General features: G+C 67.2%; 23 protein-coding genes, 1 tRNA gene and 1 pseudogene. 9 read left to right on the top strand and 16 right to left on the bottom strand.

The window, feature by feature from the left end:
• Nucleotides 1–15: 15 nt before the first annotated feature.
• Both G6N59_RS24800 and G6N59_RS24795 read right to left on the bottom strand, forming a co-directional pair.
• Nucleotides 16–1,413: an HNH endonuclease signature motif containing protein gene (locus G6N59_RS24800; RefSeq protein ID WP_138229565.1), complete on the bottom strand. Its 1,398-nt coding sequence runs from the start codon at nt 1,411–1,413 to the stop codon at nt 16–18.
• Between the two features lie 117 nt (nt 1,414–1,530).
• Nucleotides 1,531–2,373, bottom strand: coding sequence for a carboxymuconolactone decarboxylase family protein (locus G6N59_RS24795; protein ID WP_170212374.1), 843 nt, complete (start codon nt 2,371–2,373; stop codon nt 1,531–1,533).
• Between the two features lie 14 nt (nt 2,374–2,387).
• Here G6N59_RS24795 and G6N59_RS24790 point away from each other — a divergent pair, with 14 nt between their 5' ends.
• The gene (locus tag G6N59_RS24790; RefSeq protein ID WP_138229563.1) at nt 2,388–3,413 is read left to right on the top strand and encodes a threonine aldolase family protein; all 1,026 of its coding nucleotides are present in this window, start codon (nt 2,388–2,390) and stop codon (nt 3,411–3,413) included.
• Here the strand turns inward: G6N59_RS24790 and G6N59_RS24785 are convergent.
• Together G6N59_RS24785 and G6N59_RS24780 are read right to left on the bottom strand one after the other, a co-directional pair.
• Nucleotides 3,397–4,767: a metallopeptidase TldD-related protein gene (locus G6N59_RS24785; protein WP_138229562.1), complete on the bottom strand. Its 1,371-nt coding sequence runs from the start codon at nt 4,765–4,767 to the stop codon at nt 3,397–3,399. The genes G6N59_RS24790 and G6N59_RS24785 overlap by 17 nt on opposite strands.
• Nucleotides 4,767–6,284 carry a TldD/PmbA family protein gene (locus G6N59_RS24780; protein WP_138229561.1) on the bottom strand — a complete coding sequence of 506 codons (1,518 nt, stop codon included), beginning with the start codon at nt 6,282–6,284 and terminating at the stop codon, nt 4,767–4,769. The genes G6N59_RS24785 and G6N59_RS24780 overlap by 1 nt, the downstream gene beginning before the upstream one ends.
• A 38-nt stretch (nt 6,285–6,322) precedes the next feature.
• Between G6N59_RS24780 and G6N59_RS24775 the strand changes: the two genes are divergently transcribed.
• Genes G6N59_RS24775 through G6N59_RS24765 form a run of 3 tightly spaced genes read left to right on the top strand, consistent with a single transcriptional unit; the run spans nt 6,323 to nt 9,340 of the window.
• Nucleotides 6,323–7,195 carry a carbohydrate ABC transporter permease gene (locus G6N59_RS24775; RefSeq protein WP_138229560.1) on the top strand — a complete coding sequence of 291 codons (873 nt, stop codon included), beginning with the start codon at nt 6,323–6,325 and terminating at the stop codon, nt 7,193–7,195.
• The gene (locus G6N59_RS24770) at nt 7,182–8,021 is read left to right on the top strand and encodes a carbohydrate ABC transporter permease (protein ID WP_138229559.1); all 840 of its coding nucleotides are present in this window, start codon (nt 7,182–7,184) and stop codon (nt 8,019–8,021) included. The genes G6N59_RS24775 and G6N59_RS24770 overlap by 14 nt, the downstream gene beginning before the upstream one ends.
• Nucleotides 8,018–9,340: an ABC transporter substrate-binding protein gene (locus G6N59_RS24765; RefSeq protein WP_138229558.1), complete on the top strand. Its 1,323-nt coding sequence runs from the start codon at nt 8,018–8,020 to the stop codon at nt 9,338–9,340. The genes G6N59_RS24770 and G6N59_RS24765 overlap by 4 nt, the downstream gene beginning before the upstream one ends.
• Here the strand turns inward: G6N59_RS24765 and G6N59_RS24760 are convergent.
• Together G6N59_RS24760 and G6N59_RS24755 are read right to left on the bottom strand one after the other, a co-directional pair.
• Nucleotides 9,337–10,170 (bottom strand): CbiQ family ECF transporter T component, encoded by an 834-nt coding sequence (locus tag G6N59_RS24760; RefSeq protein ID WP_138229557.1) that lies wholly within the window; start codon nt 10,168–10,170, stop codon nt 9,337–9,339. The genes G6N59_RS24765 and G6N59_RS24760 overlap by 4 nt on opposite strands.
• Nucleotides 10,167–12,194, bottom strand: a complete 2,028-nt coding sequence (locus G6N59_RS24755) for an ABC transporter ATP-binding protein (protein WP_138229556.1) — start codon at nt 12,192–12,194, stop codon at nt 10,167–10,169. Before G6N59_RS24755 ends, G6N59_RS24760 begins: the two co-directional genes overlap by 4 nt.
• A 99-nt stretch (nt 12,195–12,293) precedes the next feature.
• Between G6N59_RS24755 and G6N59_RS24750 the strand changes: the two genes are divergently transcribed.
• Nucleotides 12,294–12,737, top strand: coding sequence for a MarR family winged helix-turn-helix transcriptional regulator (locus G6N59_RS24750; RefSeq protein ID WP_138229555.1), 444 nt, complete (start codon nt 12,294–12,296; stop codon nt 12,735–12,737).
• 3 nt (nt 12,738–12,740) lie between these two features.
• Here the strand turns inward: G6N59_RS24750 and G6N59_RS24745 are convergent, their stop codons facing one another.
• Complete coding sequence (locus G6N59_RS24745; RefSeq protein ID WP_138229554.1) at nt 12,741–13,241, bottom strand: LppP/LprE family lipoprotein; 501 nt, start codon at nt 13,239–13,241, stop codon at nt 12,741–12,743.
• 287 nt (nt 13,242–13,528) lie between these two features.
• On the opposite strand from G6N59_RS24745, the gene G6N59_RS24740 reads away from it, so the two are divergent.
• The gene (locus G6N59_RS24740) at nt 13,529–14,869 is read left to right on the top strand and encodes a cellulase family glycosylhydrolase (RefSeq protein WP_234884143.1); all 1,341 of its coding nucleotides are present in this window, start codon (nt 13,529–13,531) and stop codon (nt 14,867–14,869) included.
• A 510-nt stretch (nt 14,870–15,379) separates the two neighbouring features.
• A pseudogene (locus G6N59_RS24735) lies at nt 15,380–15,847 on the top strand (GNAT family N-acetyltransferase); the annotation flags it as partial.
• 20 nt (nt 15,848–15,867) lie between these two features.
• Here the strand turns inward: G6N59_RS24735 and G6N59_RS31965 are convergent.
• The 3 genes from G6N59_RS31965 to G6N59_RS24725 form a co-directional block, all read right to left on the bottom strand.
• On the bottom strand, nt 15,868–16,329 hold the full coding sequence (locus G6N59_RS31965; RefSeq protein ID WP_407665782.1) for a PRC-barrel domain-containing protein: 462 nt from the start codon (nt 16,327–16,329) through the stop codon (nt 15,868–15,870).
• A gap of 42 nt (nt 16,330–16,371) precedes the next feature.
• Nucleotides 16,372–16,599, bottom strand: coding sequence for a hypothetical protein (locus G6N59_RS24730; protein WP_138229552.1), 228 nt, complete (start codon nt 16,597–16,599; stop codon nt 16,372–16,374).
• Between the two features lie 115 nt (nt 16,600–16,714).
• Nucleotides 16,715–16,787: transfer RNA gene (locus tag G6N59_RS24725), tRNA-Asn, on the bottom strand.
• A 158-nt stretch (nt 16,788–16,945) separates the two neighbouring features.
• On the opposite strand from G6N59_RS24725, the gene G6N59_RS24720 reads away from it, so the two are divergent.
• Nucleotides 16,946–17,188 (top strand): hypothetical protein, encoded by a 243-nt coding sequence (locus G6N59_RS24720; RefSeq protein WP_138229551.1) that lies wholly within the window; start codon nt 16,946–16,948, stop codon nt 17,186–17,188.
• A gap of 48 nt (nt 17,189–17,236) precedes the next feature.
• On the opposite strand, the gene G6N59_RS24715 is transcribed toward G6N59_RS24720, so the two are convergent.
• The 3 genes from G6N59_RS24715 to G6N59_RS24705 all read right to left on the bottom strand — a co-directional run bounded on the left by G6N59_RS24715 (nt 17,237) and on the right by G6N59_RS24705 (nt 20,834).
• Nucleotides 17,237–17,518 carry a DUF7155 family protein gene (locus G6N59_RS24715; RefSeq protein WP_138229550.1) on the bottom strand — a complete coding sequence of 94 codons (282 nt, stop codon included), beginning with the start codon at nt 17,516–17,518 and terminating at the stop codon, nt 17,237–17,239.
• A gap of 92 nt (nt 17,519–17,610) precedes the next feature.
• On the bottom strand, nt 17,611–19,503 hold the full coding sequence (gene dnaG, locus G6N59_RS24710) for a DNA primase (protein WP_138229549.1): 1,893 nt from the start codon (nt 19,501–19,503) through the stop codon (nt 17,611–17,613).
• Between the two features lie 62 nt (nt 19,504–19,565).
• Complete coding sequence (locus G6N59_RS24705; RefSeq protein ID WP_138229548.1) at nt 19,566–20,834, bottom strand: deoxyguanosinetriphosphate triphosphohydrolase; 1,269 nt, start codon at nt 20,832–20,834, stop codon at nt 19,566–19,568.
• Nucleotides 20,835–20,897: 63 nt separating this feature from the next.
• Between G6N59_RS24705 and G6N59_RS24700 the strand changes: the two genes are divergently transcribed.
• Nucleotides 20,898–22,862, top strand: a complete 1,965-nt coding sequence (locus tag G6N59_RS24700; protein ID WP_138229547.1) for a TPM domain-containing protein — start codon at nt 20,898–20,900, stop codon at nt 22,860–22,862.
• On the opposite strand, the gene G6N59_RS24695 is transcribed toward G6N59_RS24700, so the two are convergent.
• The 3 genes from G6N59_RS24695 to G6N59_RS24685 all read right to left on the bottom strand — a co-directional run bounded on the left by G6N59_RS24695 (nt 22,859) and on the right by G6N59_RS24685 (nt 25,776).
• The gene (locus G6N59_RS24695) at nt 22,859–23,698 is read right to left on the bottom strand and encodes an SDR family oxidoreductase (protein WP_138229546.1); all 840 of its coding nucleotides are present in this window, start codon (nt 23,696–23,698) and stop codon (nt 22,859–22,861) included. The two genes, G6N59_RS24700 and G6N59_RS24695, sit on opposite strands and share 4 nt — an antisense overlap.
• A 56-nt stretch (nt 23,699–23,754) precedes the next feature.
• A complete protein-coding gene (locus G6N59_RS24690) occupies nt 23,755–24,294 on the bottom strand; it encodes an EspA/EspE family type VII secretion system effector (RefSeq protein WP_268815785.1) in 540 nt (179 codons plus the stop codon).
• Nucleotides 24,295–24,390: 96 nt separating this feature from the next.
• A complete protein-coding gene (locus tag G6N59_RS24685) occupies nt 24,391–25,776 on the bottom strand; it encodes a glycine--tRNA ligase (protein WP_138229545.1) in 1,386 nt (461 codons plus the stop codon).
• Nucleotides 25,777–25,920 lie beyond the last annotated feature (144 nt).

Raw genomic sequence — 25,920 nt, 5'->3', positions numbered from 1 at the left:
TGGCGGGGTGCCGGGTTAGCTTGCCGGACTGTCGCTTTCACCATCGGCGTCCTCGCCCTCTGCCGGATACAGCGTCGGGTGGTGGTATTGGTTCGTCCTTGGTTGGCCGACGTCCAGTAGTGGTGGTGGGGTCCAGTGGGCTCGGCCGTTTTTCATGGTGGTGGTCCAGCCGCCGGTGTCGGCCAGGACGTTGTCGCAGCCGCAGGCCAGGGTCATGTCGGTGATGTCGGTCTGGCCGTCGTCGCGCCAGTTGCATACCGCGTGGTGGGCTTGGCAGCGCGAGGCCGGGGCGGTGCAGCCGGGTTTGGTGCAGCCGCGGTCGCGGGCGAACAGCATGATGCGTTGCCCGGGCGTGGCGGTGCGCCGGGTCCGCCCCAGGTAGAGCGGGATGTTGGTGTGTTGGTCGAACACCGCGAGGTAGCAGTACGAGCGGGAGGCCATCCGAATCACGTCTCGGATCGAGAGTTTCGACCCGGTGTGGGTGACGGCGACGCCGGCACCCTGTTGCAGTTCCTGCAGAGTGGTGGTGGCCACCACCGAGACCGGCAGCCCATTGTGCTCACCAAGCATCCCGGAGGTCAGGGCCATGCGGGCGACCCACATCTGCGCGTCATGCTGGCGCTGCGCGACGGTGCGGGTGTCACCGGCGATCTGTTCGGCGGTCGGGGTTCCGGATGTGCAGGGCGTCGGGTCGGCGGGGTTGCACATGCTCGGCGCGGCGTATTTCTCGTAGATCGCATCCCAATAGGCGCGGGCTTGCGGGGTGAGGGTGCCGGCGACCTCCGAGGTCCCATCAGACCGCTGCTTGCTCACGGTGATGCCGCGTTTGCGGTCACGTTCGTCATCGTCGGGCTCGGGCCCGTCCTGATCGAGCCGGTACAACAACGCTTTTGCGGCGGCCCGCAAGTCCTCGGGGCTCTTGTACCGCGCCCAGGACACCAGGTCGCGTTCACACTGGGCGAGGGTGGCCGGGTCCACCCACAACGGCACCTTCGCGAAAAAGTTCGTGATCACCGCGACATGCTCGATATTGATCGCACCCTCCGCCAGCGCCGCAGCCACCAGCGCCCACACCGGACCTAACGGCTCCCCGGTGATCGCCGACCGGGGACCGAGGTGGTCGCAGTCACGGACCCGGCGGCGGGCTTCGTCACGGCCGATTCGGTGCCGGATGTGCAGGACCTCGGGCCAGTCTTTGGCGCCGATGTCTTTGGCGGTGGCCTGGGTCTGAGCGGCGGCCAAAATCTGGTGGTCGACCGCCTCGGCGGCGCATTTGAGGGTTTCGCGACGGGACTGCAACTCCAGCAATGTCCGCACGTCCAGGCCGGTGTAGTCCAGGGATGCGATCGCGGCCGCGGCGGCTTCGTAAGCGGCGTACGCCTGCTCGACGGAGGCCGGATCAGTCAATCCCATACTTCGAACATTAGTTCGAACAACCGACAATTCGCTGTGACGAATGTGGTCCTAGTTACCTGTTGTGACCAGCGCAAACAAAGTGACCAAAGTTTTTTCAGAGGCCCCGGAGAGCCGCTACGAGAACACCGGCTGCCCGTCCGCCCCGAGCAGATAGCGCTCGGTACCCTCGGCGACCCGCGGTGCGTCACCGCCCAGTGCGACGGCGATCTTGTTGATGGCGTTGCGCATGACATCCAGTGTGATCTCAGTGGCCTCGGCGTCGGAGAAGTGCGCCTGCACCCCGGCGGCCACCTCGGCCGGTATCCGAGAGGGCGTCCAGACCAGGGCGTCGACGTAGCGCAGCGCCGCCTTCTGCCGCTCATCGAGCAGCGTTGACGACTCGTACAGCTCGATCTCGGAGTACATCGACTCGTTGCCGCCCGCGTCCAGCGCCGTGCCCTCGCGCAGCGACTTGCACAGCCGGCAGTTGTGCGCGGCCGCGCCGCGCAACCGGACCACCTCGGTCACCACCGGGTCCAGCTCACGTCGTGCCCCAACTGAACTGGCGAACCGGTTGAGCAGCAGGTCCACCGGATCGGTCTCATGGTCCCAGCTGTCGGGATCGGGAACCGGCGGCAGGCCCAGCGCTGCGAACCCGGCCCGCACCCGCGGCACGAAGTCGGCGATGAACATCAGCGCGACGATGCGAAAACTGTTGGCGCCCAGTGCCGCGGTGAGCTGGTCGCGCTGGGCCACGGTGACCACCGACACGTCGGTGCTGAACTGCTCGGCGTATTCCGCCACCAGCGGCTCCGCGCCGGACACCGGCCCGAAGATCTCCTCATACGGCAGCGCCGCCAGCCCCAATGTTTCGGCACATGTCTGCCGCATCACCGCATTGAGCCGGCGATCAGCAGGCGGCGACAATGCGATCAAGCCCGTCAGTAGATCCTCCACACATCGGATTATTGCCGCGATGAGACCATCGACGCATGGCTTCGACCGTCTCGGCCGCATTCGCCTCCGACAACGCTGCTGGTGCTCACCCCCGCGTTATCGAGGCCGTCGTCACCGCGAACCAGGGCACCGTGAGTTCTTATGGCACCGATCCGAGCACTGATCGCGCCACACAAGCGCTCAGAGCGGCCTTCGATGCGCCCGACGCCGACGTGCTGTTCGCGCTGACCGGGACCGCGGCCAACATCATCGCGCTGGCCTCGGCTGTGCAGCCATGGCAGGAAATCCTGTGCAGCGACATAGCGCACTCGTTGCTCGATGAAGCCGGCGGTCCGGTTCGGCTCGCGGGCGCACAGCTCACTCCTCTGCCCAGCGATGACGGCCTGATCGCGCCCCACGACCTGGATCGGCATATTGCCCGCCGCGGCGAGGTCCATCATTCTCAGCCGCGCATCGTGACCATCACCCAATCCACCGAGAACGGCCGCGTCTGGTCACCCGGCGCGCTGGCGGACTTCATCGATTACGCCCACCGGCACGACTTGCTGGTACACGTCGACGGTTCCCGCATCGCCAACGCCATTGCCGCCCTTGATGTCCACCCCCGCGACGCCATCGGTGACGCCGACATCGTCACCGTCGGCGGCACCAAGAACGGCCTGCTGTTCGGTGACGCGGTGCTGGTCCGCCGCCCCGAGTACTTCCCCGGAATCCGCTTCGTACAGAAGCAGATCGGTCACCTGCCGAGCAAGCACCGCTTCGTCTCGGCCCAGTTCGAGGCGATGCTGCATGACGGCCTGTGGTTGCAGACCGCAGCACACGCCAACCGCATGGCCGCGACCCTCAGCGCCGGAATGACCGCAGCCGGCCTGCGACTGGCCGCACCGACCGAGGCGAACGAGGTGTTCGTCGTCCTCGACGCCGCAACCACGGCGCGGGTGCGGGAGCGCTTCGCCGTCCACGCTCCCGACCCGCTACGACCGATCATCCGGTTCGTCTGCTCTTGGGCCACCACCGACGAGGATGTCGCCACGGTGCTGAAAGTTATTGCGCCTGACTGACCGACGACATGTGGAAGTCCGGTATCCGCAGCGACGGCATCTGGGCCCGAGTGGCCCAGTCGCCCCACTCGCGGGGCAGCGTGGTCTCGCTGATGCCGGCCTCGGTGGCCCGGCGCAGCAGGTCCAGCGGGCTCTCGTTGAACCGGAAGTTGTTGACCGCCGCCGTCACCTCGCCATCCTCGATGAGGTAGACGCCGTCGCGGGTCAGGCCGGTCAGCAACAGCACCGTCGGGTCGACCTCACGCATATACCAGAGCGTGGTCAGCAGCAGGCCGCGTTCGGTTCCGGCGATCATGTCGGCCAGACCCACGGCGCCACCGGTCATCAGTAGGTTGTCGGCAGGCACGGCCACGGGAGCGTCGAATTCCGCTGCGGCAGCACGTGGATAGGCCAGCGCGTTGACCACGCCGTCGCGAATCCAGTCGACGCGGCCGATGTCGAGTCCGTTGTCGAACACCGACACCCGCTCCGACGAACTCGACGTCGCGACGAACGGCAGGCAATTCAGCCCGGCCGCAAAGGGATCCGAGTACAGCGTCAGACCGAGATCGGTGAGCTTCTCCCCCACCCGGGTGCCGCCCGGAGCCGACAGCGCGGTGCGACCCTCCTGCGCCCCACGGCCATCCATGGTCCAGCCGAGATAGATCATCATGTCGGCGACGGTGGACGGGGGCATCAGCGTCTCATACCGGCCCGCGGGCAATTCCACCGTCCGCGACGCCCAGCCCAACCGCAGGCTCAGGTCGTCGAGCATGGAATCGATTGGCACGTCGCCGAAGTCAGCGGTGCTGACCCCGGCCCACGCGCTCGCGCCGCCCCGCTTGGCGTTCACCTCCACCGAGCCGGTCGGTTGGGTGAACCGGCGCCGGATGCCACCCGATGTGGCCAGATACGTGGTTTCCAGCTCATGCCGAGCGAACCCGTACAGCGCGTCACTGCGGTGAAAACCGTCGACGAGACGCGCGGCGACGTTGCCGAACACCGCGGCCCCGGTCAGCGGTGACGGAGCCTCCCAGTCATCGGGCACCTCCTGACCGGTCAGCGCCGGTGCGCTGTCGCGCGCCTCGGGCGCGGCTTGCGCGGCGTCCTGCGACGCGGCCACCAGGCCGGCGATGGTGTCCGGATCGACCTCACTGGATTTCATTGCGCCGACCCGGGCCTTATCCCCTTGGCGGACAATCGAAATGACGGTGGTCTCGCGGCTCACGGATTCGCCGTTGGTGGTCATGGTGTTACGGGCCCAACGCAACGACGCGGTCGACCTGTCGGTCACCAGCACGATGGTCTCGTCGGCCCGACCGCGGCGGGCGGCTTCGGCAAGTACCAGGTCGACGACCTGCGGTGCACTGATCATCAACGCCCCGATTCTGTTCGCGTGTTGAGCACATTGATTCCGCGGAACAGCGCGGACGGGCAGCCGTGGCTGACGGCGGCCACCTGGCCCGGCTGCGCCTTGCCGCAGTTGAACGCGCCACCTAGGCGCCAGGTCGACTGTCCGCCAACGGCTTCCATCGCACCCCAGAAGTCGGTGGTGGTCGCCTGATAGGCGACGTCGCGCACCTGGCCGTCCAGCTTTCCGTCTCGAATCTTGAAGAACCGCTGACCGGTGAACTGGAAGTTGTACCGCTGCATGTCTATTGACCACGATTTGTCGCCGACGATGTAGATGCCGTCCTCGACCCGGCTGATCAGGTCGTCGGTGCTGAGGTCCTCAGTACCCGGTTGCAGCGAGACGTTGGCCATTCGCTGGATCGGTACGTGGTGCGGCGAATCCGCGTACGAGCAGCCGTTGGACCGGGCCACGCCCAGTTTCGGGGCGAACACCCGATCCAGCTGATAGCCGACGAAGACGCCGTCGCGCACCAGATCCCAGCTCTGCGCCCGCACGCCCTCGTCATCGAACCCGATGGTGGCCAAACCATGCTCGACGGTGCGGTCCGCGGTCACGTTCATGATCGGCGACCCGTACTGCATGGTGCCGAGCTTGTCCGGCGTGGCGAACGACGTCCCGGCGTAGGCCGCTTCGTAACCGATGGCCCGGTCGTATTCGGTGGCGTGGCCGATGGATTCGTGGATGGTCAGCCACAGATTGGTCGGGTCGATCACCAGGTCGGTGGGACCGGCCGTCACGCTGGGTGCCTTCACCTTTTCGGCCAACAACAATGGCAGCTCGGCCAATTCGGTGGTCCAATCCCACACCTCGTCACCTGCGACTGCTTCCCACCCGCGGGCGGTCGGCGGCGCCAGCGTCCGCATGCTCTCGAACGAACCGGCGGCCGTGTCGACGGCGACGGCCTCGAGTGTCGGCTGCACCCGCACTCGCTGCTGGGTGATCGACGAGCCGAAGGCATCGGCGTAGAACACCTGCTCCTTGACGACCTGCAGGCCCGCCGACACGTGGTCCACTCCGTCGGCCGCGAGCAGCCGCCCCGAATACTCGCCCAACAGCGCGATCTTGTCGGCCGCGGTCACCTCGAACGGGTCGACGCGGTACGGCGATACCCACGACACGTCGGTGTAGACGGGTTCCGGAGCCAACTCGATGCGTTCGGCGTTCAGCGGCGCCAAAGTCGCCGCGACCCGCACCGCGCGGCGCGCCGTTTCGGCCGCGACCTCGGGGGTCAGCTCCGCGTGCGACGCAAAACCCCAGGCGCCGTCCACGATGACCCGCACCGCGAGCCCGATCTCGCGGGTCACCACCGACGTCTCCAACTCGCCGTCACGCAGCTGGATGTGTTCGGTGGTGATCCGGTGAACCCGGAGGTCGGCGTAGCTCGCGCCAGCGGCCAGCGCGGCCGACACCGCGGCCTCGGCCAGCACATGGCGCGGCAAGACCAGGAAGTCGGCATCAACCCGTCGCAGCGCAGTCACGGCTACACCGTAGTAGCCGGACACGCTTTAATGATCCGGTGGCACGCCGCAGGTTTCGGGACACCCTGACCGGATATGCGCTGCTCGCTCCCAGCCTGTTCGGCGTGGTCATGTTCATGCTGCTCCCCATGCTGGTGGTGGCCTGGCTGAGCCTGCAACGGTGGGACCTGCTGGGACCCATCCGGTTCGTCGGGCTCGACAACTGGCATGGTGTGCTGACCGACCCGACATTCGGCCTCTCGATGGCGGTGACGTTCGGTTTCATCGCGCTCGTGGTTCCCGTTCAAACCCTGCTGGGCCTCGGAGCTGCCGTGCTGTTGTCCCGCGGACTGCCGGGCACCGCGTTCTTCCGCACGCTGTATGTCCTGCCCTGGATCTGCTCACCCTTGGCGATCGCGGTGTTGTGGCGTTGGATTCTCAGCCCCACCGACGGCGCCGTCAGCACCGTTCTCGGACACCGCGTCGAATGGCTGACCGACCCGACGCTGGCCCTACTGCTGGTTTCGGCAATCACGGTGTGGACCAACGTCGGCTACGTGACGCTGTTCTTCCTCGCGGGGATCCTGGCCATCCCGAGCGATGTGCACAACGCGGCCCGAATCGACGGCGCGACAACCTGGCAACGGTTCCGCCGCATCACCCTGCCCATGCTGCGGCCGACGCTGTTCTTCGTCCTGGTGACGGGAATCGTCAGTGCGGCGCAGGTTTTCGACACCGTGTACGCACTGACCGGCGGCGGCCCCGACGGCCGCACCGACCTGATCGCACACCGCATCTACGCCGAGGCGTTCGGGGCGGCCACAGTGGGTCGCGCCGCTGTGATGGCGTTGATCCTGTTCGTCCTGCTGCTCGGCGTCACACTCGTGCAGCATCGCTACTTCCGCCGACGGGTCAGCTATGACCTCACGTAACGCTCGATTGTTGTCGTCGGCTCGGCCGGCGGCCATCTACGCAGTGCTTGCCCTCGCCGCCGCGATCACCCTGGTGCCGTTCGGTCTGGGCCTGCTGACGTCGTTCACCTCGGCCCGCCAGTTCAACACCGAATCGCCGCTGTCCTTGCCGAATCCACCGACACTCGCCAACTACACCGCGCTGGCCGACGCCGGTTTCGGCCGGGCCGCGCTGGTGACCGCTTTGATGACCGCGGTGATCCTGTTGGGCCAGCTGGCGTTTTCGGTGACCGCCGCGTACGCCTTCGCCCGGCTGGAATTTCCGGGGCGGGACACCCTGTTCTGGCTGTATCTGGCGACCCTGATGGTGCCGGCGACGGTCACAGTCGTGCCGCTGTACCTGATGATGGCCGAGGCGGGACTCCGTAACACGTTCTGGGCGTTGGTGTTGCCGTTCATGTTCGGCTCCCCGTACGCGATCTTCCTGTTGCGCGAGTACTTCCGGTCCATCCCGGCCGACCTGATCCACGCAGCGCGGATCGACGGTGCCGGCACCCTCGATGTCATCGTGCACGTCGTGCTGCCGGCCAGTCGTTCGATCCTCGTCACGCTGGGCCTGATCACCGTTGTCTCGCAATGGAACAGCTTCATGTGGCCGCTGGTGATCACCAGCGGCGCATCATGGCGCGTGCTGACCGTCGCCACGGCCGGACTGCAGTCCCAGTTCGACGCGCAGTGGACCGTGGTGCTGGCGGCAACGACCGTCGCGATCGTGCCGCTGATCCTGCTCTTCAGTGTGCTGGGCCGGCACATCGTCCGCTCGATCGTCGTCACCGGCATGAAATGAAGTTCTCGACCCGCTTCGTGGCAGCCCTGGCCGCCACCATGGCAATTCTGCTCGTGGCCGCCGTACTCATGGGCCGGACACAGGACTCCGGGAAAACCGTTGTCACGGTGCGGGTGTGGGACGCCGAGGTCGCTGCCGCATACCGCGCGTCGTTCGCGGAGTTCACCCGCCGGCACCCCGGCATCGAGGTCCGGGTGGACGTCGTCGCCTACGCGTCGTACTTCGATTCGCTGCGCACCGATGTCGCGGGCGGCGGCGCCGACGACATCTTCTGGCTGTCCAATGCCTACCTGGCCGGCTACGCCGACACCGGCCGGCTCCTGGATATCGAAAAACTGTTGGGCCACGGCACCTCCGCCGCGTGGGACCGGTCGGTGAACCAGCAATTCACCCGCAACGGAGCCTTGTGGGGGGTGCCGCAACTGACCGACGGCGGCATCGCCGTGTACTACAACGCCGATCTGCTGGCGTCCACGGGAATCGACCCGGCCGAGCTGGACACGCTGCACTGGTCGCCCGGCCCCGACGACACTCTGCGTCCGCTACTGGGGCGGCTCACGCTGGACCGGCACGGAAACCACGCCGGGACACCGGGGTTCGACGCCGGGCAGGTGCGGCAGTGGGGCTACAACGCCGCCAACGATCTACAGGGGATCTATCTCAACTACATCGGTTCGGCCGGCGGCACGTTCAGCGACGGCGACCGGTTCGCGTTCGACAACCCCGGCGCACGGGAGGCATTCGAGTATCTGGTCACGCTGATCAATGGCGACCACGTGTCCCCGTCAGCGGCCGACACCAACGGTAACCGCGACTTCTCCCGCAACCAGTTCTTGCAGGGGCGAATGGCGCTGTTTCAGTCCGGTACCTACAACCTGGCTGCCATCGCCGATCAGGCGCGCTTCCGCTGGGGCGTGGCGATGCTGCCCAGCGGCCCGGCCGGCCGCGTCAGCGTTACCAACGGGATTGCCGCCGCGGCCAGTTCGGCCACCCGCCATCCCGACGCGGTGCATGCGGTGCTGGAGTGGATGGGCAGCACCGACGGAAACGCGTTCCTGGGCGCCAAAGGAGCGGCGGTGCCCGCGGTGCTCGGGGCCCAACCGGTCTACTTCGACTACTGGAAACAGCGCGGCATTGCCGTGCAGCCGTTTTTCGAAGTGTTGGACGGCCCTCGCATCCCGGCACCCGGCGGGGCCGGCTTCCCGGCCGGATTCCTCGCCGTCAAGCCGTTTTTCGACGAGATGTTCCTGGGCCGCGCGCCGGTCGCATCGACGTTGGCCAACGCGCAGAAGGCGGCCAACGCCGCCGCCGATCGCTAAAGCCGGTGGGTGGCCAGCGGCGTGGCCACCTCGACCCATACCGACAGCACACACATCGCAATCACCATCAGCAATGCCACCGCATCGGCCCGTCCCGGCCGCGCCGGACTCGCGACGATCTGGCCCACTCCGCCCCGCGCGGTGATGGCATCACCCATCTCGTCGCCGCGGCGCAGCGCCACCGTGATCGCGGCCGCCAGTAGGTCGACGATCTCGGCGCGACGTTGCCGCCGCCGCTCGCGGCGGGTCTCCGGCCGCACCTTGGGACGCAACCGACGGGCGGCGAACAGCACGCGGTACTCGTCAATCAGCATCGGGAACGCCCGCAATGCCAAGGCCAACGTGACGGCCCACTCGTCGACCGGAATCCGCAGCCACCGCAGGGGCCGGCCCAATGTAGCCACCGCAGGCGCGATTTCAGCGACGTTGGTGGTCCAGGAGACCAGACCGCCCAAGCCCAGCAGCACGATGGACAGCACGGTGATCCGCAGGAAGTTCAGGAAGCCGCCCAGCCCCAGATGCACCGACGCGATGTCGAGGAACGGCTCGCCGCCGGCCAGCGCCGCCGTGCCGCCGCCGAGCAACATCAGCACCCACACCAGGCGCGGCACCGATGGCAGCACGCTGCGCGGGATGCGCGCCAGCCACGCCGTGAGCATCACCAGCAGCGCGACCAGGCCGATGGGCACCCAGCCCGGATACATGGTCAGGACGACGCCGATCAGCGCCACCACGATGAGTTTGGTGCCGGCCCACAATTCGTGGACACGCGAGGTGCCGGGCACGGGACGCAGCAGCACCATCGACCGGCGCTGGGTGGGAGCCGTCATGATCGTTCTCCGGCGGTGATCGGAGCTTCAGCGAGTTCGCCGCGGTGCAGCCGCAAGATGCGCGGGCACAGCTCGTCGAGCCCGGCGAAGTCGTGCGAGATGACGACGACCGTCAGCCCGGTGGTGCGGCGCAGTTCTGCGAGCAGCGTCACCAGACCGCGCTGGCTCGCGGCGTCCAACCCGGCCAGCGGTTCATCCAGGATCAGTGCCCGCGGACGACGAGACAGCAACCCAGCCAACACCACCCGGCGCATCTGGCCGCCACTGAGCTGATCGATACGCCGGTCGGCCATTTCCGGGTCCAGTCCGACCATCGCGAGGGCCTCGGTGATCCGGGCGGTGTCCCGCCGCGAGAATCCCGCCGCCGAGGCGATTTCGGCGCCCACGCGCGAGCGCATCAGTTGCAGCCGGGCCGCCTGGAATGAAATGGCCACGGCACCGACCTGATCGGACACCGGCTTGCCATCAAGAAGACAACTGCCGGTGGTCGGCACGGTGAGTCCGGCCAGAATCCAGGCCAGCGTCGACTTGCCGGAGCCGTTGAGCCCGTGGATCAGCACGCCCTCGCCCTCGTGGACGGTGAAGCTGACGTCACGCAAAGCCGTTGATTCCCAAGGCGTTCCGCTGCCGTACTGATGGCCGACGCCCCGGACCTCGAGCACCGCCGGGCCGTCGGGTTCGGTGCCGGCCGCCACGATCGGCACCGGTGCGGTCGCGACCATCTCGATGTTGTCGGTCGTGCCGTCCAGCCGGACCACCCGGTCGGCCGAGTCGGCTTCATCGTTGTAATGAGTGATGTGCACCAGTGACATGCGGTGGTGCCGCGTCAGGTCGGACAGCACTGAGAGCAGCACATCGCGGCCCTCCTGGTCGACCATGCTGGTGACCTCGTCGGCGATCAGCAGTGCCGGCTCGCGGGCCAGTGCGGCCGCCACCGCCAAGCGCTGCAGCTCGCCGCCGGACAGCCCGCCGGTGTCCCGGCCTGCCATGCCACTCAGGCCGACTTCACCCAGCAGCCGCTCGACGTCGATGGTGGTCCCCGACGGCAGGCCCCAGACCACGTCGTCGGCCACCCGGGTGCCGAGCACCTGACTCTCCGGGTGCTGCATCACCACCGCGGTGCCACCGGCCTTGCCGAGCCCGACCGCACCCGGCCGGTCGATGGTGCCGGCGGTCGGTGCGCGGCCCGCGAGCATGAGCATCAGCGTGGTCTTGCCCGATCCGTTGGCACCGGTGACGGCGACGTGCTCGCTCTCCTTGATGTCCATACTCACCGGGCCGAGCGCATCGCGATTGGCACCCGGGTACCGGAATCGAACGTCGCGCAGCCGGGCCGGAACCGGCGCCGCGGGGCCGGCGGATTCGATGGTGTCGAGCTTATGGACGTCGGGAATACCGAACAGCCTCTTCAAGACTCGCGACAGCGCCCACCAACCCAGCAGGGTGACGAGCATGATGTGCAGGATCATCGAGAGCATCACCGGCACCGGCCAGTAGTGCAGGAACGCGGCGAACCCGGTGCGCAGGTCCTCGGCCGCGCGCTCGCCGCCGGGCACCGCCGCGACAATGTTGGCGATGCCGTGGATGTTCGAGGTCATCGACGCGAAGATCAGCTCCCGCAGCCGCCCCACCAACAGCAGGATGCCGATGACATAGGCGCCGAACGCCGCTCCCGCGAACACCGATGCCCACAGCACGGTGACGATGCCGCGGCCCGTGCGCTTGACGATCCCCGTCAGGCCACCGATGTAGGCGCAGAACACCACCGTCATCAGGCCGCCCATCCCGGCGATGAGGAAAGCGATGGTGGCGCCGGCGACGGTCGCGGCCACCAACACCCGAAGGCGGTAGCGGTAGGCGAGCAGTCCCATCGGGACCGTGCCCAACATGCCGAGGCCGGCGGCGAAGGGGACGACGACGGCGATGATGGCGGTGGCCGCGCTCAGCGCCGCCATCACGGCGGCCTGGGCGTACTCGCCCGGATTGAGGGGACCGGCTTCGCCTCGGGTGCCGGCAGCAGTCATTGCACAATTCTGCCAGGCATTTTGACGAGTAAACTCGACGGTGTTGTGACCGTCACCACTGTGGGCGGTTGTTCGACTACATAGAGAATCTATGAAACTATGTTGACCATGACAGCTGCACCGGCGTCCGAAACGACTCTCGCCTCGGATCTCCTCGCCGTCGTGGCCCGCATCAACCGTCTGGCCAATCAGCGCGTCCGACTTTCCTTGCCGTTCGCCCAGGCCCGGTTGCTCTCCACCATCGAAGCCGAAGGCAGTGCCCGGATCTCCGACCTCGCCGCCATCGACCACAGCTCGCAACCGACGATGACGACCCAGGTCCGTCGGCTCGAGGACGCCGGGCTGGTCTCCCGCACCGTCGATCCCGACGACGCCCGCGCTGTCCTCATCAGCATCACCCCGCAGGGCATCGCGGCCCTGGCCAAGGTCCGCGCCGACCGCGGCAACGCCATCGACCCGTTCCTGGCAGACCTCGACAGCTCCGACCGGGACACCCTGGCGGCCGCCGTCGAGATCATGCGCGGCCTGCTCGCCGCACACTGACGTTCACGGCCCGGGGATCGGATCCAGCGCCTTGAGCGCACCACCGTCGACGGTGAACCGCACGCTGCCGATACCCGTCGGCATCCCCGGCTGATCCTTGGCCTGCTGCCACTGGTACTGAACCGTCACGTTGTCCGGAGCACTCGCGGTCACGGTGATGTACGGCCGCGCGTTGGGGGTCGGCGTGCCGATCATCGTGTTCTTGTTGAAGAACACCACCTGTTGCGCACTGTCCGGCGTCGAGTTGTTCTGGCCCACCTGCACCCAGTACAACGCACAATTCGCGGTGTGGCCGCTGCCCATCTGCGTCCACTTGCCCGACGTCGGTGCCGGCAACGCGTAGATGGACGCTGTCACGACGTTCTGCGCCGGCGCATCAGCAGGCGTGCACTTGTCGGCCTGTGGGGCGGGATCCGGGCCTTTCGGACTCCAGCCGCACCCGGCAGCGAGCAGGGCCGACCCCGCGAGCAGGACAAACGCTGACGTGTAACTGATGGGCCGCATGGGGTCAGCCTACGTCCATGCGCACCAAGCCTTTTGCTATCAGCATGGTTTGCCCCGCCGATCCACGGGGCACCCAAACATTGTCTTTGACGCCCGGTTGGGGTTGGTCGGGCGCGAAATCAATTGTGAATAGGGGAATTTCGATGTGGCACAGGCAGAAGAGAGGTCAATCCAAGAGGCCGGCGGTCAAGGCCGCTGTGACAGTGGCAATCTCGACGGCATTACCGGTCGGGGTTGCCGGTTTACTATTTGCGAGCGCAGGCACCGGTCCAGAACCGGTGCCTTACGTGCTGTCCGCAGCGATTACCGACTCCAACACGACGGTCGGATTCGCCGACTCGGACATCATCGGGATGTCGACGGCCGACATCAACAAGACACTCGACGAAATGCAGTCACTGGGTGTCCAGAACGTCCGGATCCTGATCCCGTGGAACAACGTCGAACCGGCCCCGGGCTATTGGAACTGGAGCACCGTCGACACGCTGGTCAACGCCGCGGCCGCCCGCAACATGGGCATTCTCGGCGTCCTCAACTCGACACCGGCCTGGGCGGTGCCTGCGGGTGATCCGGCCGTGGCGACGCCGCCGGCGTCCGACGCCCAGTACGCCCAGTTCGCCAGCACCGTCGCCCAGCGCTACGCCGGCAAGGTGTCCGCCTACGAGGTGTGGAATGAACCCAACGCGGCGACGTCCTGGTACCCCTCGCCGGATCCCGCGGCATACACCAAGCTGCTGCAGGCGGCGTATCCGGCGATCAAGGCCGCGGATCCGAACGCCACGGTGATCGGAGGCGTCGTCGGTTGGGTCACCGATACCCCGGGCCTGGCCATCAACGCGGCGTCATACATCCAGGACATGTACAACGACGGAGCTCAGGGCTATTTCGACGCGCTGTCGTTCCATCCGTACCAGTACCAGGTGCCCTTCGGAAATGGCACGCCGTACGGGCCGATCGCGCCGATCAACCAGCTGGCGACGATCCATCAGGAGATGGTCGCAGCAGGCGATGGCAGCAAGCAGATTTGGGCCACCGAATATGGCGAGCCGACTTCGGTCGTCGACAACACGACGCAGGCGTCGTTCATCTCCAACTTCCTGAACTCGTGGAGCAGCGTCAACTACACCGGGCCGATGTTCATCTACACCACCCGAGACCGCAACACCGGCAGCACCAGCGACCAGGACACGCTCGGTGTGTTCCAAACGGATTGGACGCCAAAGCCCGCGGCGAGCGTCATCGCTCAATGGACAGCGACGCATCCACAGACACCGATCGATCCGCCGGCCCCCACCGCGATCCCCGTGACAGCCCTCACGACACTGAGCGCAACCACCAAAACCCTTGCCGCCCAATCGATGTCTGCGGCGATGCCCGTCACGGCCACCCCTGCTACCCCGGCAACGCCCGCAATTCCGGGGGCGCCCAGTACTGCCGCGGCAACACCAAAGGCGTTGGTGCCCAACGCTTCGGCGGCCAATACCGGCACCGCGGCACCGGCAGCGTCCACCAAGGCGAAGCCACCGAAACAGGACTCCAAGGTGACGTCGGCTCCGACAATCTCCGGCCCGAAGAACGCCGGGCCGGAGAGCGCCGGACCCAAGAAACCCGGCCCGAGCAACAAGTAGCCATACCAGCTCCTCCGGAGCGGCGCGCAGGCGGCGCTCCGGATAGCCGCGCGTTTCGTGGCGCAATGGCGCGGGTAACCAATGGCCATGTCGATCACGGTCGGTGGACCGCCGGAGTACGACGGCGATTTGCCCGGGGGCGTCGCGGGGCTGTCCGGCGGCGGGACGTGGCCGGCCTCGGGTAACAAGGCACAACGTCGCGTACTGGCCCTTGCCGTCGGCGTCCTCGTTGGATTGCAGCGGCGACGATGGCAAGACGCCGCTGTGGAACTGATCGGTGTCGCCCACGACGCGGACATGTCCCCCTACGTACTGGCCGAGGCGCTGGTCGAGCTGTCGGGTGGGCATTCCCTGCGACTGGCGGGCGGGTCCCGTCCCGACGCGGTGCGAACCGCGCTCAAGCGCTGGGGCGATCTACTCAACCCCGTTTCGGCGGACAGTGACGAAGAGACGGGCCCGGACCAACTTCTCGCGTGGTGCGGTCACCGACCCTGTCAGTACCCTGTGAACATGTCCACACCGCATCGCTTCGCGCTCCGCCCTTGCCACGGCCCCGCGGAATGGCCTGAGCTGGTGCGCATCTGGCGCAGCGCGGTCGAAGCGACACACGACTTCCTCACCGCCGATGACATCGACTTCTACGAACTCCGGCTCGCCGACGAGTACTTGAAGCTGGTCGACGTGACCGTGGCGGACTCCGACGGCGTACCCGTCGGATTCGCGGGCGTCGCAGGCGGGAACCTCGAGATGTTGTTCATCGACCACCAGCATCGTGGCCGCGGTGCGGGATCGGTCTTGCTGGCCGACGCGATCGCCAAGAATCCGGACCTGCTGGTCGACGTGAACGAGCAGAATCCTCAAGCCGTCGGTTTCTACCATCGCCACGGCTTCGTCACCTTGAGCCGCTCGGAAACCGACGGCGACGGGCGACCATTTCCGATCCTGCACCTGGGGCCTGCCGAGTCCGCTGCGGAGCCCGGCTCACACCTCAAGGTTCTCTACGCGCGGTCATCAGACTGCGGCTCCGGCTCAGCGGTACGCGCGGCGGTGTTCGCGGCCGTGCCGCCGATTCCTGCTGCCGCGGCAGCGGCATCCAGCAGGCGTTTGCCCGAGGTCGAAGACAGCGACCGGACCGCTTCCAGTCCGGTCGTGTGCTCCGCGGACATTCCGTAATGCTCGAGCAACCCGGCTTCCTCGGCCGGCGTGACGTGATCCCCACTGTCGATCGACGGAGCACTCTTGACGATGTCTTTCGCAACAGCCAATCGCACCGAACCGTCGTCACCATCGCGCGCGCCGGCCAACGGGACCAGCGGCTCCGAGATGCCCAACAGCCCACGGTGAACCGACACCCATCTCGGTTGTCCGCGCCGATCGACGTACACCTGGTGAATCTTGCCGATCTTGGCTCCCGACAGGTCATAAGCAGTCGCGCCCACCAGCTGACCGACGTCCGACATCGATATGGTCCCCTATTCCTCAACCGCGCCTCCTGCGCGGGATCAGGCGTGCCGACCGTGTGAATGGTGATGCTCGCCGAGCAACATGCCCGACAGCAACCACACGGCGCCGAATGTCGCAGCAGCCAGCGAAACGATCATCGCCACCGCGCCGAACGTCAGATATCCGGCCACCATCGCGACGGCGCCGACAACCAGCGCCACAAAACTCGTGCCGATGGTCACCAGGCCCGGCACCATGGCGCCGACCGACGTAGGCGATTCACTCATGTATTGCGGATACCCGCGAGCGTCGCCACCAAAACGCTGCGCGCGTGTCGAGCGTGGGGCCCGCACCCACCGTCAGAATGCAAAATGACCAGCACTTTCGTGCTGGTCACCGTTGCTCCCCCGATTGGACTCGAACCAATAACCGCCCGATTAACAGTCGGGAGCTCTGCCAATTGAGCTACAGGGGATTGTGCTCAGGTTCCGGGCGCGTGTCCCTGAACCGAGGCATGACTCTAGCGCATGACTGCGCGGATCTTTGAATCGGCTGGTAGCCGCCGGTCGGGCCAGACGCATCGGCGATCGTGAGGCAGGATGGAGCCAAGCACCGTCATCAGGGAGGGGTCCAGTGATCCGAGCCGTCGCCGTCATGGCCGTTGGCTATGTTCTGGGAGCCAAGGCAGGCCGTCGCCGTTACGAGCAGATCGCCGGCACTTACCGCGCCATCACCGAGAGCCCGAAGACCAAGGCGCTGCTGGACGCGGGTCGGCGCAGGCTGGCCGACAAGGTGTCACCGGACCCGAACATGGTGCGGCTGACCGCAATCGATTCCCAGACCACGGTGCTGCATCCGGAGTCCATTCACGACTGACCGGCAGGCCTGAAGACCGCCCTCGGGCGGTTATTGGTTCGAGAACCGTCAGCCGAGCGGCTGGTTCCAGCTCTGGCCGGGCAGCAGCGGACCGCTGCTGACGCCGCCGTTAGGGCCCCAGGTTCCCCACGGCGTGCCGACGTTCACTGGCTGGCCGTTGGACCGGCCCATGCAGTTGCCGTCTTCCTTGTTACCGAACCAGGCGAGGCAGCCACCGTCAGCGGTCGACTGCGAGGACGAGGCGCTGCTCAGCGCAACGATGACCGGGGCAGCCACCGCGGTGGCCACGAGCGCTGCTGCGGCGAAAAGCCGGGTTGCCCGAATGGTCATGGTGAGCTCTCCCCTACGGTCGGTTCTGCCCCACCATATCGCGCACGGTGGTTCCGCGTGTTACAGCAGCGTGTTACAGCAGACCGAAAGTCTCAGCTGAGATCGTCGCCGCTCGCCTGCTGCAGCAGACTGCGCCGGTACTGCTCCATGGCGACCAGATCGCCGAACAGGGCGTGGTACTCGGTGCTCTGCTCCACCGGCGACATGCGCTGCAGCTTCGACTTCAATTCCGCGATCTCGCGGCCCACCCAGACCTCTTGCAGCCGGGCCAGCACGCTCGCGATGTACCGCGGCAGCCTGTCCTCTTCCACCTGGAACGCCTCGACCGATAGTTCGGTGATCAGGCTCACCGCGGCCGGTTCTGCCTCGCGCACGGCCTCGATCCATTCCGCGCCGCCCAGCCCCGAGGCCGTGCCGCCCGCGGCGGTGATCGCCTGCCGGACTGCCGCGTACCCGGGATGGGTGAAACTGTCGACGGGCAACCCGTCGAACACCGGGCCGGCCATCGCCGGATGCTGCAGCGCCGACTTGAGTGCCTCCCGCTGCGGCCACAGGGTCGGATCCTTCGGGTTCGGACGTCCCACCGTCGTGGCCGCCGGGGCCGACGGTGCCGAGGGTCGCCGAGCGTCGCGCTTCGACGTCGCCGGACCCGACTTGGCCGTCTCACGCACCCGCGCGATCACCTGCGCCACGTCGTCCCAACCGACCCATCCGGCCAGCTGACGGGCGTACTCGTCACGCAGGGTGGGGTCCTTGATCCGGGCCGCGAGCGGCACACACCGGCGCAGCGCCGCCACCCGACCCTCAGCGCTGTCCAGGTCGTGCTCTTCGAGCGCGGTGCGAATGACGAACTCGAACAACGGTGTTCGACGCGCCACCAGGTCCCGCAGCGCACTGTCTCCGGCCTTGAGCCGCAGATCGCACGGGTCCATGCCGTCTGAGGCCACCGCGACGAACGACTGCCCCGTCAGATTCTGTTCGCCCTCAAAGGCTTTCACGGCAGCGGCGCGTCCGGCGGCATCCCCGTCGAAAACGTAGATCAGCTCACCACGAAAGAAGTTGTCGTCCATCATCAATCGCCGCAACATCGACAGGTGCTCGTCGCCGAATGCGGTGCCGCAGGACGCGACCGCGGTGGTCACGCCGGCCAGGTGCATGGCCATGACGTCGGTGTAGCCCTCGACGACGACGGCCTGATGCCCCTTGGCGATGTCACGTTTGGCCAGGTCGAGGCCGAACAGCACGTTGGATTTCTTGTACAACACCGTCTCCGGCGTGTTGACGTACTTGGCTTCCATCTGGTCGTCATCGAACAGGCGCCGGGCGCCGAACCCGATCACCTCGCTCGTCGCGCCCCGGATGGGCCAGAGCAGCCGCCGGTGAAAGCGGTCCATCGGGCCGCGACGTCCTTCCCGCGACAGCCCGGCCGCCTCCAGTTCCTTGAAGGTGAATCCCTTGCGCAGCAAGTGCTTTGTCAGGGTGTCCCAGCCCGACGGCGCGAACCCGCAGCCGAAACGCTTGGCCGCTTCGGCGTCGAAGTTCCGCTCGATCAGGTACTGGCGGGCGGCGGCGGCCTCCGCCGACTGCAACGCCTCGGCATAGAACTCCTGCGCGGCGGCATTGGCGGCCAACAGGCGGCTGCGGCTGCCTTTGTCCCGCTGCACATTGGTGGTCGACGACCCCTCGTAGCTGATGGTGAAACTCAGCCGGTCGGCAAGCAATTCGACGGCCTCGACGAAGGTGACGTGCTCGATCTTCTGCACAAACGCGTAGACATCACCGCCCTCACCGCAACCGAAGCAGTGGAACTGGCCGTGGTTGGGCCGCACGTGGAACGACGGGGACTTCTCGTCGTGGAACGGGCACAGGCCTTTGAGCGAGTCGGCACCCGCGCGCCGCAGCTGCACGTGCTCGCCGACGATGTCCTCGATGCGGGTGCGTTCACGAATGGCCGCGATATCGCGATCAGGAATCCGGCCGGCCACGCGCCCAGTGTAGGCGGCGCTTTTCCGGCGGTTGAGCGGGTTTGGCCTCGGTACGTTGCCCGCTAATCCAAGGGGCGCGGCGAGCGCGCCTCGTGGACGCGTTCCAGCCGCGTCTCGGTGTACGAGGCGATCTGGTCGACAACCACCCGCAGCCGGGCGCCGTCGTCGTCCGCGAGGGCGAACTCGGCGGCGAACTGCGGGTCGAGGCTCGCCGGGGCCTGCCCCCAGAGTGACAGCGCGACCTCGCGGACCATGGTGCGCTGGTCGGCCTGAATCTGCAGGTGCTGGTGGTCGGACATGATGAACTGCAGCGCCAGCATCTTGAGCACCGCCACCTCGGCACGGACCAGGTCCGGCACTGCGAGCTCGGCCTCGAAACGGCGCATGGTCGCGCGCCCCGACTGCTTCTTGGTCTCGGTGACCGCCGCGTTGGCGAATCGCCCGACCAGCTCACTGGTGAGCTGCTTGAGCGCCACCGATGTCGCGACCGAGCCGTCGTACTTACCGACGCCGGCGACCACCGGCAGCTGCGACAACCGTGCCGCCGCCGCCAGCATGTCGTCGTGCGTAACCGTCGGATGGGACCGCGCACCGAGGCGCGCCAGCGTGTCGGCGGCGTCCGCGTCGGCGAGGACGCGTAGATCGATACGGCCGGAGATGATGCCGTCCTCGACGTCGTGAACCGAGTACGCGACATCGTCGGCCCAGTCCATGACCTGGGCTTCCAGGCACAACCGCTCGTCCGGGGCCCCCTCGCGCACCCAGGCTGCGGCGGCCGCGTCGTCGTCGTAGAAACCGAACTTGACGCGCCCCTCGCGGAACCACGGGTACTTGATGACGGCGTCCAGCGCCGCCCGGGTCAGATTCAGCCCGGCCGAACGACCTTCGCTGTCAAGCATTTTCGGTTCCAGCCGGGTCAGGATCCGGAAATTCTGGGCGTTGCCCTCGAACCCGCCGAACGGCTTGGCGATCTCGTCGAGCGCGCGTTCGCCGTTGTGTCCGTAGGGCGGGTGGCCGATGTCATGGGCCAGACCGGCCAGGTCCACCAGGTCGGCGTCACAGCCCAGCCCCACGGCCATGTGGCGTCCGATCTGGGCCACTTCGAGGGAATGGGTGAGCCGCGTCCGCGGGGTCTCACCCTGGCGGGGCCCGACGACCTGCGTCTTGTCGGCTAGCCGGCGCAATGCCGCGCTGTGCAGCACGCGGGCCCGGTCACGCGCGAAATCCGTGCGGTGCCCGGAATCAGTGCCGGGCAGCGCAGCGCTCTTGACGCCCTCTTCGACCAGCCGCTGCCGGTCGAAGTCGCTGTATCCGTCGCTTGCGATGCCCACGGCCGAAGTCTGCCAGCCCGGGCGCACCCGGCTACCACATACCCTGTCACTACATTGGGCGGCATGCGCATCATGCGGCTGCTCTGGCTGATGGTCTCGGTCCTGATGGTGGGGACGCTGGTGGCCCCGGCCGTGTCCGCCGAGCCGCCCATGCGGCTGCCGGACTACGTCACCGACAAGGCCGGTGCACTGAACTCGCAGCAACGCAGCGAGGTCTCCGGCGCGGTGCAACAGCTGTACGACAAGCGGGGCACCCGGCTGTGGGTGGTCTACGTCGATACCTTCTCCGGGGCGAATCCCCGCGACTGGGCGGAAAACACCTGGCGCCAAAGCTTTCTCGGCGACCATGACGCCATCCTCGCGGTGGCGATCGAGGATCGGGCCTATGCGCTCCTGGTCCCGAAGGCAGGCGCGGGTCACGTGGACGTCGACAAATTGCGCCGCGATACGGTCGAACCGAAGCTGCACGACGGCGACTGGGCCGGCGCCGCCGTCGCCGCGGCCGACGGCCTTCGGGCGCCGACTCCACCGTTCAACTGGGTTGGGTTGATCGCCGCGCTGGCGGCGATCGGCGTCGCATTGGCCGGATTGCTCTGGTGGGTCCGGCGTCGGCGTCAGCAGCGCCGGCAGGCCGATCTGAACGCCGCGCAGCAGGTCGACGCCACCGATGCGAAAGCCCTCGCGAAGATGTCGCTGGAGACCTTGGAGGACCTGTCCAAGTCGATCCTCGTCGAGGTCGACAACGCGGTACGCACCAGTGACAATGAGCTGGCCCTGGCGGTCGGCGAGTTCGGCGAGCGCGACACCGCACCCTTCACCACAGCGGTCCAGAACGCGAAAAGCGCCATGGCACAGGCCTTCAGCGTGCGTCAAACCCTCGACGACGCAGTGCCCGAGACTCCGCAGCAGCGGCGCGACCTGCTGACCCAGGTCGTCGTCGCGGCAGCCCGTGCCGACAAGGAACTGGAGAACCAGCGCACGGCGTTCCATCAGCTGCGCGATCTGGTGATCAACGCCCCGACCCGGTTGGACGCCCTGACCCAGCAGCTGGTCGTTCTCACGGCGCGCGTCGAGCCCGCGCAGCAGACCTTGACCGGGTTGCACGGTCAGTTCGGGCCGACCGCCCTGACGTCGGTGGCCGGCAATGTGGACGACGCGCGGGATCGATTGCGTTTCGCTGACCAGAACATCACCACCGCCCGCGGCTTGGTCACCAAGCCCGGCGACAGTCAGGCCGCCCTGGTCAATGCGATCCACGCCGCCGAGTCGGCGCTGGGACAGGCGCAGCGGATGCTGGATGCAGTCGACAGCGCCGCGGACGACATCACCCACGCGACCAGCGCGCTGCCCGCCGCGATCACCGACATCCAGCAGGGCATCACGGCTGCGGAGGCGATCCCGCCCGGAGCCCACCACGCCGAGTTGACGGCAGCGCGTTCCGCTGCGGTGCAGGCGGTTTCCAACGCGCGGGCGACGGGCGCAACCGACCCGCTGAGCGCCTTCACGCAACTGAGCGCCGCCGACTCGCAGCTGGACAAGCTGCTCGCCACCATCGCCGAGGAGACCGCTGCCCTCAGTCGGCTCCGGCAGTCGTTCGATCAGGCGCTGCTGGCGGCGCAGTCCCGCGTACGCGGCGTCTCGGATTTCATCGACACCCGCCGTGGCAGCGTCGGTTCAGAAGCCCGCACCCGGCTGGCCGAGGCCCAGCGCCGTCTGGGCGCGGCGCAGTCGCTGCAGGCCACCGATGTGCCGGCCGCCATCGAGCAGGCCAATGTCGCGGATACCCTTGCCGCGCAGGCCCAATTGCTCGCCGACGACGACGTCCGCGCCGCGCGCCAGGCCTACGCGCAGTCCGGTGCGAGTACCGGCGCCGACCTCGGCGGCATCATCATCGGCGGTCTGCTGTCGGGCATGATCCGCGGCGGCGGGCGCAACCGGGGCGGCGGTGGGAGCCACGGTGGCGGTTGGAACTCAACGACTTTCGGCGGATCCGGTGGCGGTTTCTCCGGAGGTGGCGGCCGCTTCTAGCCCTGGGCAGCCGCGACGCGGGCGCGTTCGCGTATCGACGCGACGACACCACCGTCGTTGAGGATGTCGGTGCCCGTGAGATATCCGGCCTTGTCACTGGCACAGAATGCGAAGAGCGCGGCCATCTCTTCGGCCTTGCCCCAACGCGGGACCGCGGCGTTCATGACCATCGCGCCGGCACCGGCATCCGCCTCCAGCAGCCCCATCTCCGTGTCGACCGAACCCGGGGACACCGAGACGATGCGCAATCCCCTGGCGTTGAAGCGCTCGGCCTGCGCACTGCTGTACCACTTGACGAAGTTCTTGCTCACGCCGTAGGCCATTCCCGAGCGCAGTTCCTCAGGCGCGAACGCGCAGGCGGCCACCATCTCGGCCAGGAATGCGTCGACGTCGGTGAGCGCCAGCGGAAACTTCGCCGTCGGGGCGATCCCGTCGGGCAACAGATGCGCCGCCATCGACGCGACGTTGACGATCGCCGCGCCTTCGCGGGCGACGTCGTAAAACGCCTCGTTGACGTTCACGGTGCCAACCGCGTTGGTGCGCGTCACGTAGTCCGCCGAGCCCATGCTCGGGCTCACGCCGGCGGTGTGGATCACCGAGACGACAGGGCCGAGACCTGTTGCAGTCGAGAACAATTGGTCCACTGCGGCGCGGTCGGTGACATCGGCATTCACGGGAGTTGCCGCAATGCCGAGGCCGGCCAGTTCGGCCGCCGCCGCATCGAGGCGGTCCTGTCGTACGTCGGCCAGCACCACCGAGTGGTCCTGTCCGACGATTTTGGCCGTCGCCACACCCATGCCGCCGGCGCCGCCGGTGATCACCGCAACTCGCGTCATACCGGCACGCTATACCGAAAGCCCAACGGGATCGGCGGCGGGTGCTAACAAACTGCTCAGCAATCCGGCTCAGGTGGTGTACAGGGACACGACCCGGTGAGGTCGTCGTAGCCACTGCCGATCGACCGGATGCGCGCCGCGATGGCGTCCATATCCGCATTGGACCGAGTGATGATCTCGGCGATCTCCGCCGTCCCCTTGGCCACCACGGGAAGCAGTGCACGGTCACCCGCAGGGGTGGGCGGCACGCTGGCGGCGGCATCGATAACCCACTGCTTGACGGAGTCGAGATCACGACGGCCCGCCGTCACCACGGCTGCCGACCGGTCGACCTCGGCACCGATGCGCCGGTCGAGTTCGGCGAGTCTGCCGATGGTCCCGGCATGCTCGCGATTACGGCTGTCGTAGGCCTCCGCCGCGGTGCCCGTCCACTCCCCTCCTGGCGCCGCCGACAGGACGGTGCCGCGCAGTTCGTGGAGCTGGGTGCTCATGTCGAACTCGGTACCGCCAACCGGTGTGCCCGACCCGAATGCCGCCCGCGCGTCGTCCCAAGTCGAAAGAAATGCGCCGAGAACCCCCACGCCGCCCCCTTGCATCACCTTGGCCTGCATCCCCTTGGCCCTATGGCTCACAAGCCTATTCGAGCCCGCGGCAGGTCCCCGGCGGCAATTTCGGGTCAGGCGCAGACGAACTCAGCAGCCCTTGAGGCGCACCGCGAGGTAGTCGCTGACGGCGTCGATGGCGACGCGCTCCTGGGTCATGGCATCACGCTCGCGGATGGTCACGGCGTGATCCTCGAGCGAGTCGAAGTCGACCGTGATGCAGTACGGCGTGCCGATCTCGTCCTGGCGACGGTAGCGGCGGCCGATGGCGCCGGCGTCGTCGAACTCGACGTTCCAGTTCTTGCGCAGCTCGGCGGCCAGGTCCCGGGCCTTCGGCGACAGATCGGCGTTTCGCGACAGCGGCAGCACCGCGGCCTTGACGGGCGCCAGGCGCGGATCGAGCTTCAGCACGGTGCGCTTGTCGACGCCACCCTTGGCGTTGGGGGCCTCGTCCTCGTGGTACGAGTCGACCAGGAACGCCATCAGCGAGCGGGTCAGGCCGGCTGCGGGCTCGATGACGTAGGGCACGAACCGGGTGTCGGTGCCCTGGTCGTAGAACGACAGGTCGACGCCCGAGTGCTCGCCATGGGTACTCAGGTCGAAGTTGGTGCGGTTGGCGATGCCTTCCAGCTCACCCCACGGGTTGCCGGCGAAGCCGAACTTGTACTCGATGTCGGTCGTGCCCGCGCTGTAGTGCGACAGCTTCTCCAGCGGATGTTCGTACAGTCGCAGGTTCTCCGGGTTGATGCCGAGGTCGACGTACCACTGGAAGCGGGTCTCGATCCAGTACTTGTGCCACTCCGGCGCGGTCGACGGTTCGACGAAGAACTCCATCTCCATCTGCTCGAACTCCCGGGTGCGGAAGATGAAGTTGCCCGGCGTGATCTCGTTGCGGAAGCTCTTGCCGATCTGGCCGATGCCGAACGGCGGCTTCTTGCGCGCGGTGGTCACCACGTTCGCGAAGTTCACGAAGATGCCCTGCGCGGTCTCCGGGCGCAGGTAGTGCATGCCTTCCTCGGACTCGATGGGGCCGAGGTAGGTCTTGAGCATCATGTTGAAGTCACGCGGCTCGGTCCATTGGCCCTTGGTGCCACAGTCCGGGCAGACGATTTCGTCCATCGGCACGGCATCAGGATCGTCCAGACCCTTCTTGAGGGCGTAGGCCTCCTGCATGTGGTCCTGACGGTGCCGCTTGTGACAGTTCAGGCACTCGACCAGCGGGTCGTTGAACACCGCGACGTGGCCCGAGGCCACCCACACCTGGCGAGGCAGGATGATCGCGCTGTCCAGGCCGACGACGTCGTCGCGGGAAGTGATGACGGACTTCCACCACTGGCGCTTGATGTTCTCCTTGAGCTCGACGCCCAGTGGCCCGTAGTCCCACGCCGACTTGGTACCGCCGTAGATTTCTCCCGACTGGAAGACGAGACCCCGGCGTTTGGCCAGGTTGGCAACGGTGTCGATGATGGACGCCACGATGTTCGAGCACTCCTGTGTCAGGTCGGATGCAACCCGTCCAGACTAGTGGGGGCTATTCGGCCACGAATTTCGCATCCACCGCGGCACCGATCGTGATGTCGTCGGGGCTCAGGTCCGGGGTGGGCCCGCCGCCCTGGCAGG

The organism is Mycolicibacterium aubagnense (assembly GCF_010730955.1).
Classification (GTDB): Bacteria; Actinomycetota; Actinomycetes; order Mycobacteriales; family Mycobacteriaceae; genus Mycobacterium; species Mycobacterium aubagnense.
Note: the sequence above shows the minus strand (reverse complement) of the source record. Positions and strands in the feature narration are given on the sequence as shown.

Bases quoted from the DNA above. Each gene is read 5' to 3' on its own strand.
- G6N59_RS24800 (WP_138229565.1), bottom strand. From the start codon at position 1,413: ATGGGATTGACTGATCCGGCCTCCGTCGAGCAGGCGTACGCCGCTTAC.
- G6N59_RS24790 (WP_138229563.1), top strand. From the start codon at position 2,388: ATGGCTTCGACCGTCTCGGCCGCATTCGCCTCCGACAACGCTGCTGGT.
- G6N59_RS24785 (WP_138229562.1), bottom strand. From the start codon at position 4,767: ATGATCAGTGCACCGCAGGTCGTCGACCTGGTACTTGCCGAAGCCGCC.
- G6N59_RS24770 (WP_138229559.1), top strand. From the start codon at position 7,182: ATGACCTCACGTAACGCTCGATTGTTGTCGTCGGCTCGGCCGGCGGCC.
- G6N59_RS24765 (WP_138229558.1), top strand. From the start codon at position 8,018: ATGAAGTTCTCGACCCGCTTCGTGGCAGCCCTGGCCGCCACCATGGCA.
- G6N59_RS24760 (WP_138229557.1), bottom strand. From the start codon at position 10,170: ATGACGGCTCCCACCCAGCGCCGGTCGATGGTGCTGCTGCGTCCCGTG.
- G6N59_RS24755 (WP_138229556.1), bottom strand. From the start codon at position 12,194: ATGACTGCTGCCGGCACCCGAGGCGAAGCCGGTCCCCTCAATCCGGGC.
- G6N59_RS24750 (WP_138229555.1), top strand. From the start codon at position 12,294: ATGTTGACCATGACAGCTGCACCGGCGTCCGAAACGACTCTCGCCTCG.
- G6N59_RS24745 (WP_138229554.1), bottom strand. From the start codon at position 13,241: ATGCGGCCCATCAGTTACACGTCAGCGTTTGTCCTGCTCGCGGGGTCG.
- G6N59_RS31965 (WP_407665782.1), bottom strand. From the start codon at position 16,329: ATGTCGGACGTCGGTCAGCTGGTGGGCGCGACTGCTTATGACCTGTCG.
- G6N59_RS24730 (WP_138229552.1), bottom strand. From the start codon at position 16,599: ATGAGTGAATCGCCTACGTCGGTCGGCGCCATGGTGCCGGGCCTGGTG.
- G6N59_RS24715 (WP_138229550.1), bottom strand. From the start codon at position 17,518: ATGACCATTCGGGCAACCCGGCTTTTCGCCGCAGCAGCGCTCGTGGCC.
- G6N59_RS24700 (WP_138229547.1), top strand. From the start codon at position 20,898: ATGCGCATCATGCGGCTGCTCTGGCTGATGGTCTCGGTCCTGATGGTG.
- G6N59_RS24695 (WP_138229546.1), bottom strand. From the start codon at position 23,698: ATGACGCGAGTTGCGGTGATCACCGGCGGCGCCGGCGGCATGGGTGTG.
- G6N59_RS24690 (WP_268815785.1), bottom strand. From the start codon at position 24,294: ATGCAAGGGGGCGGCGTGGGGGTTCTCGGCGCATTTCTTTCGACTTGG.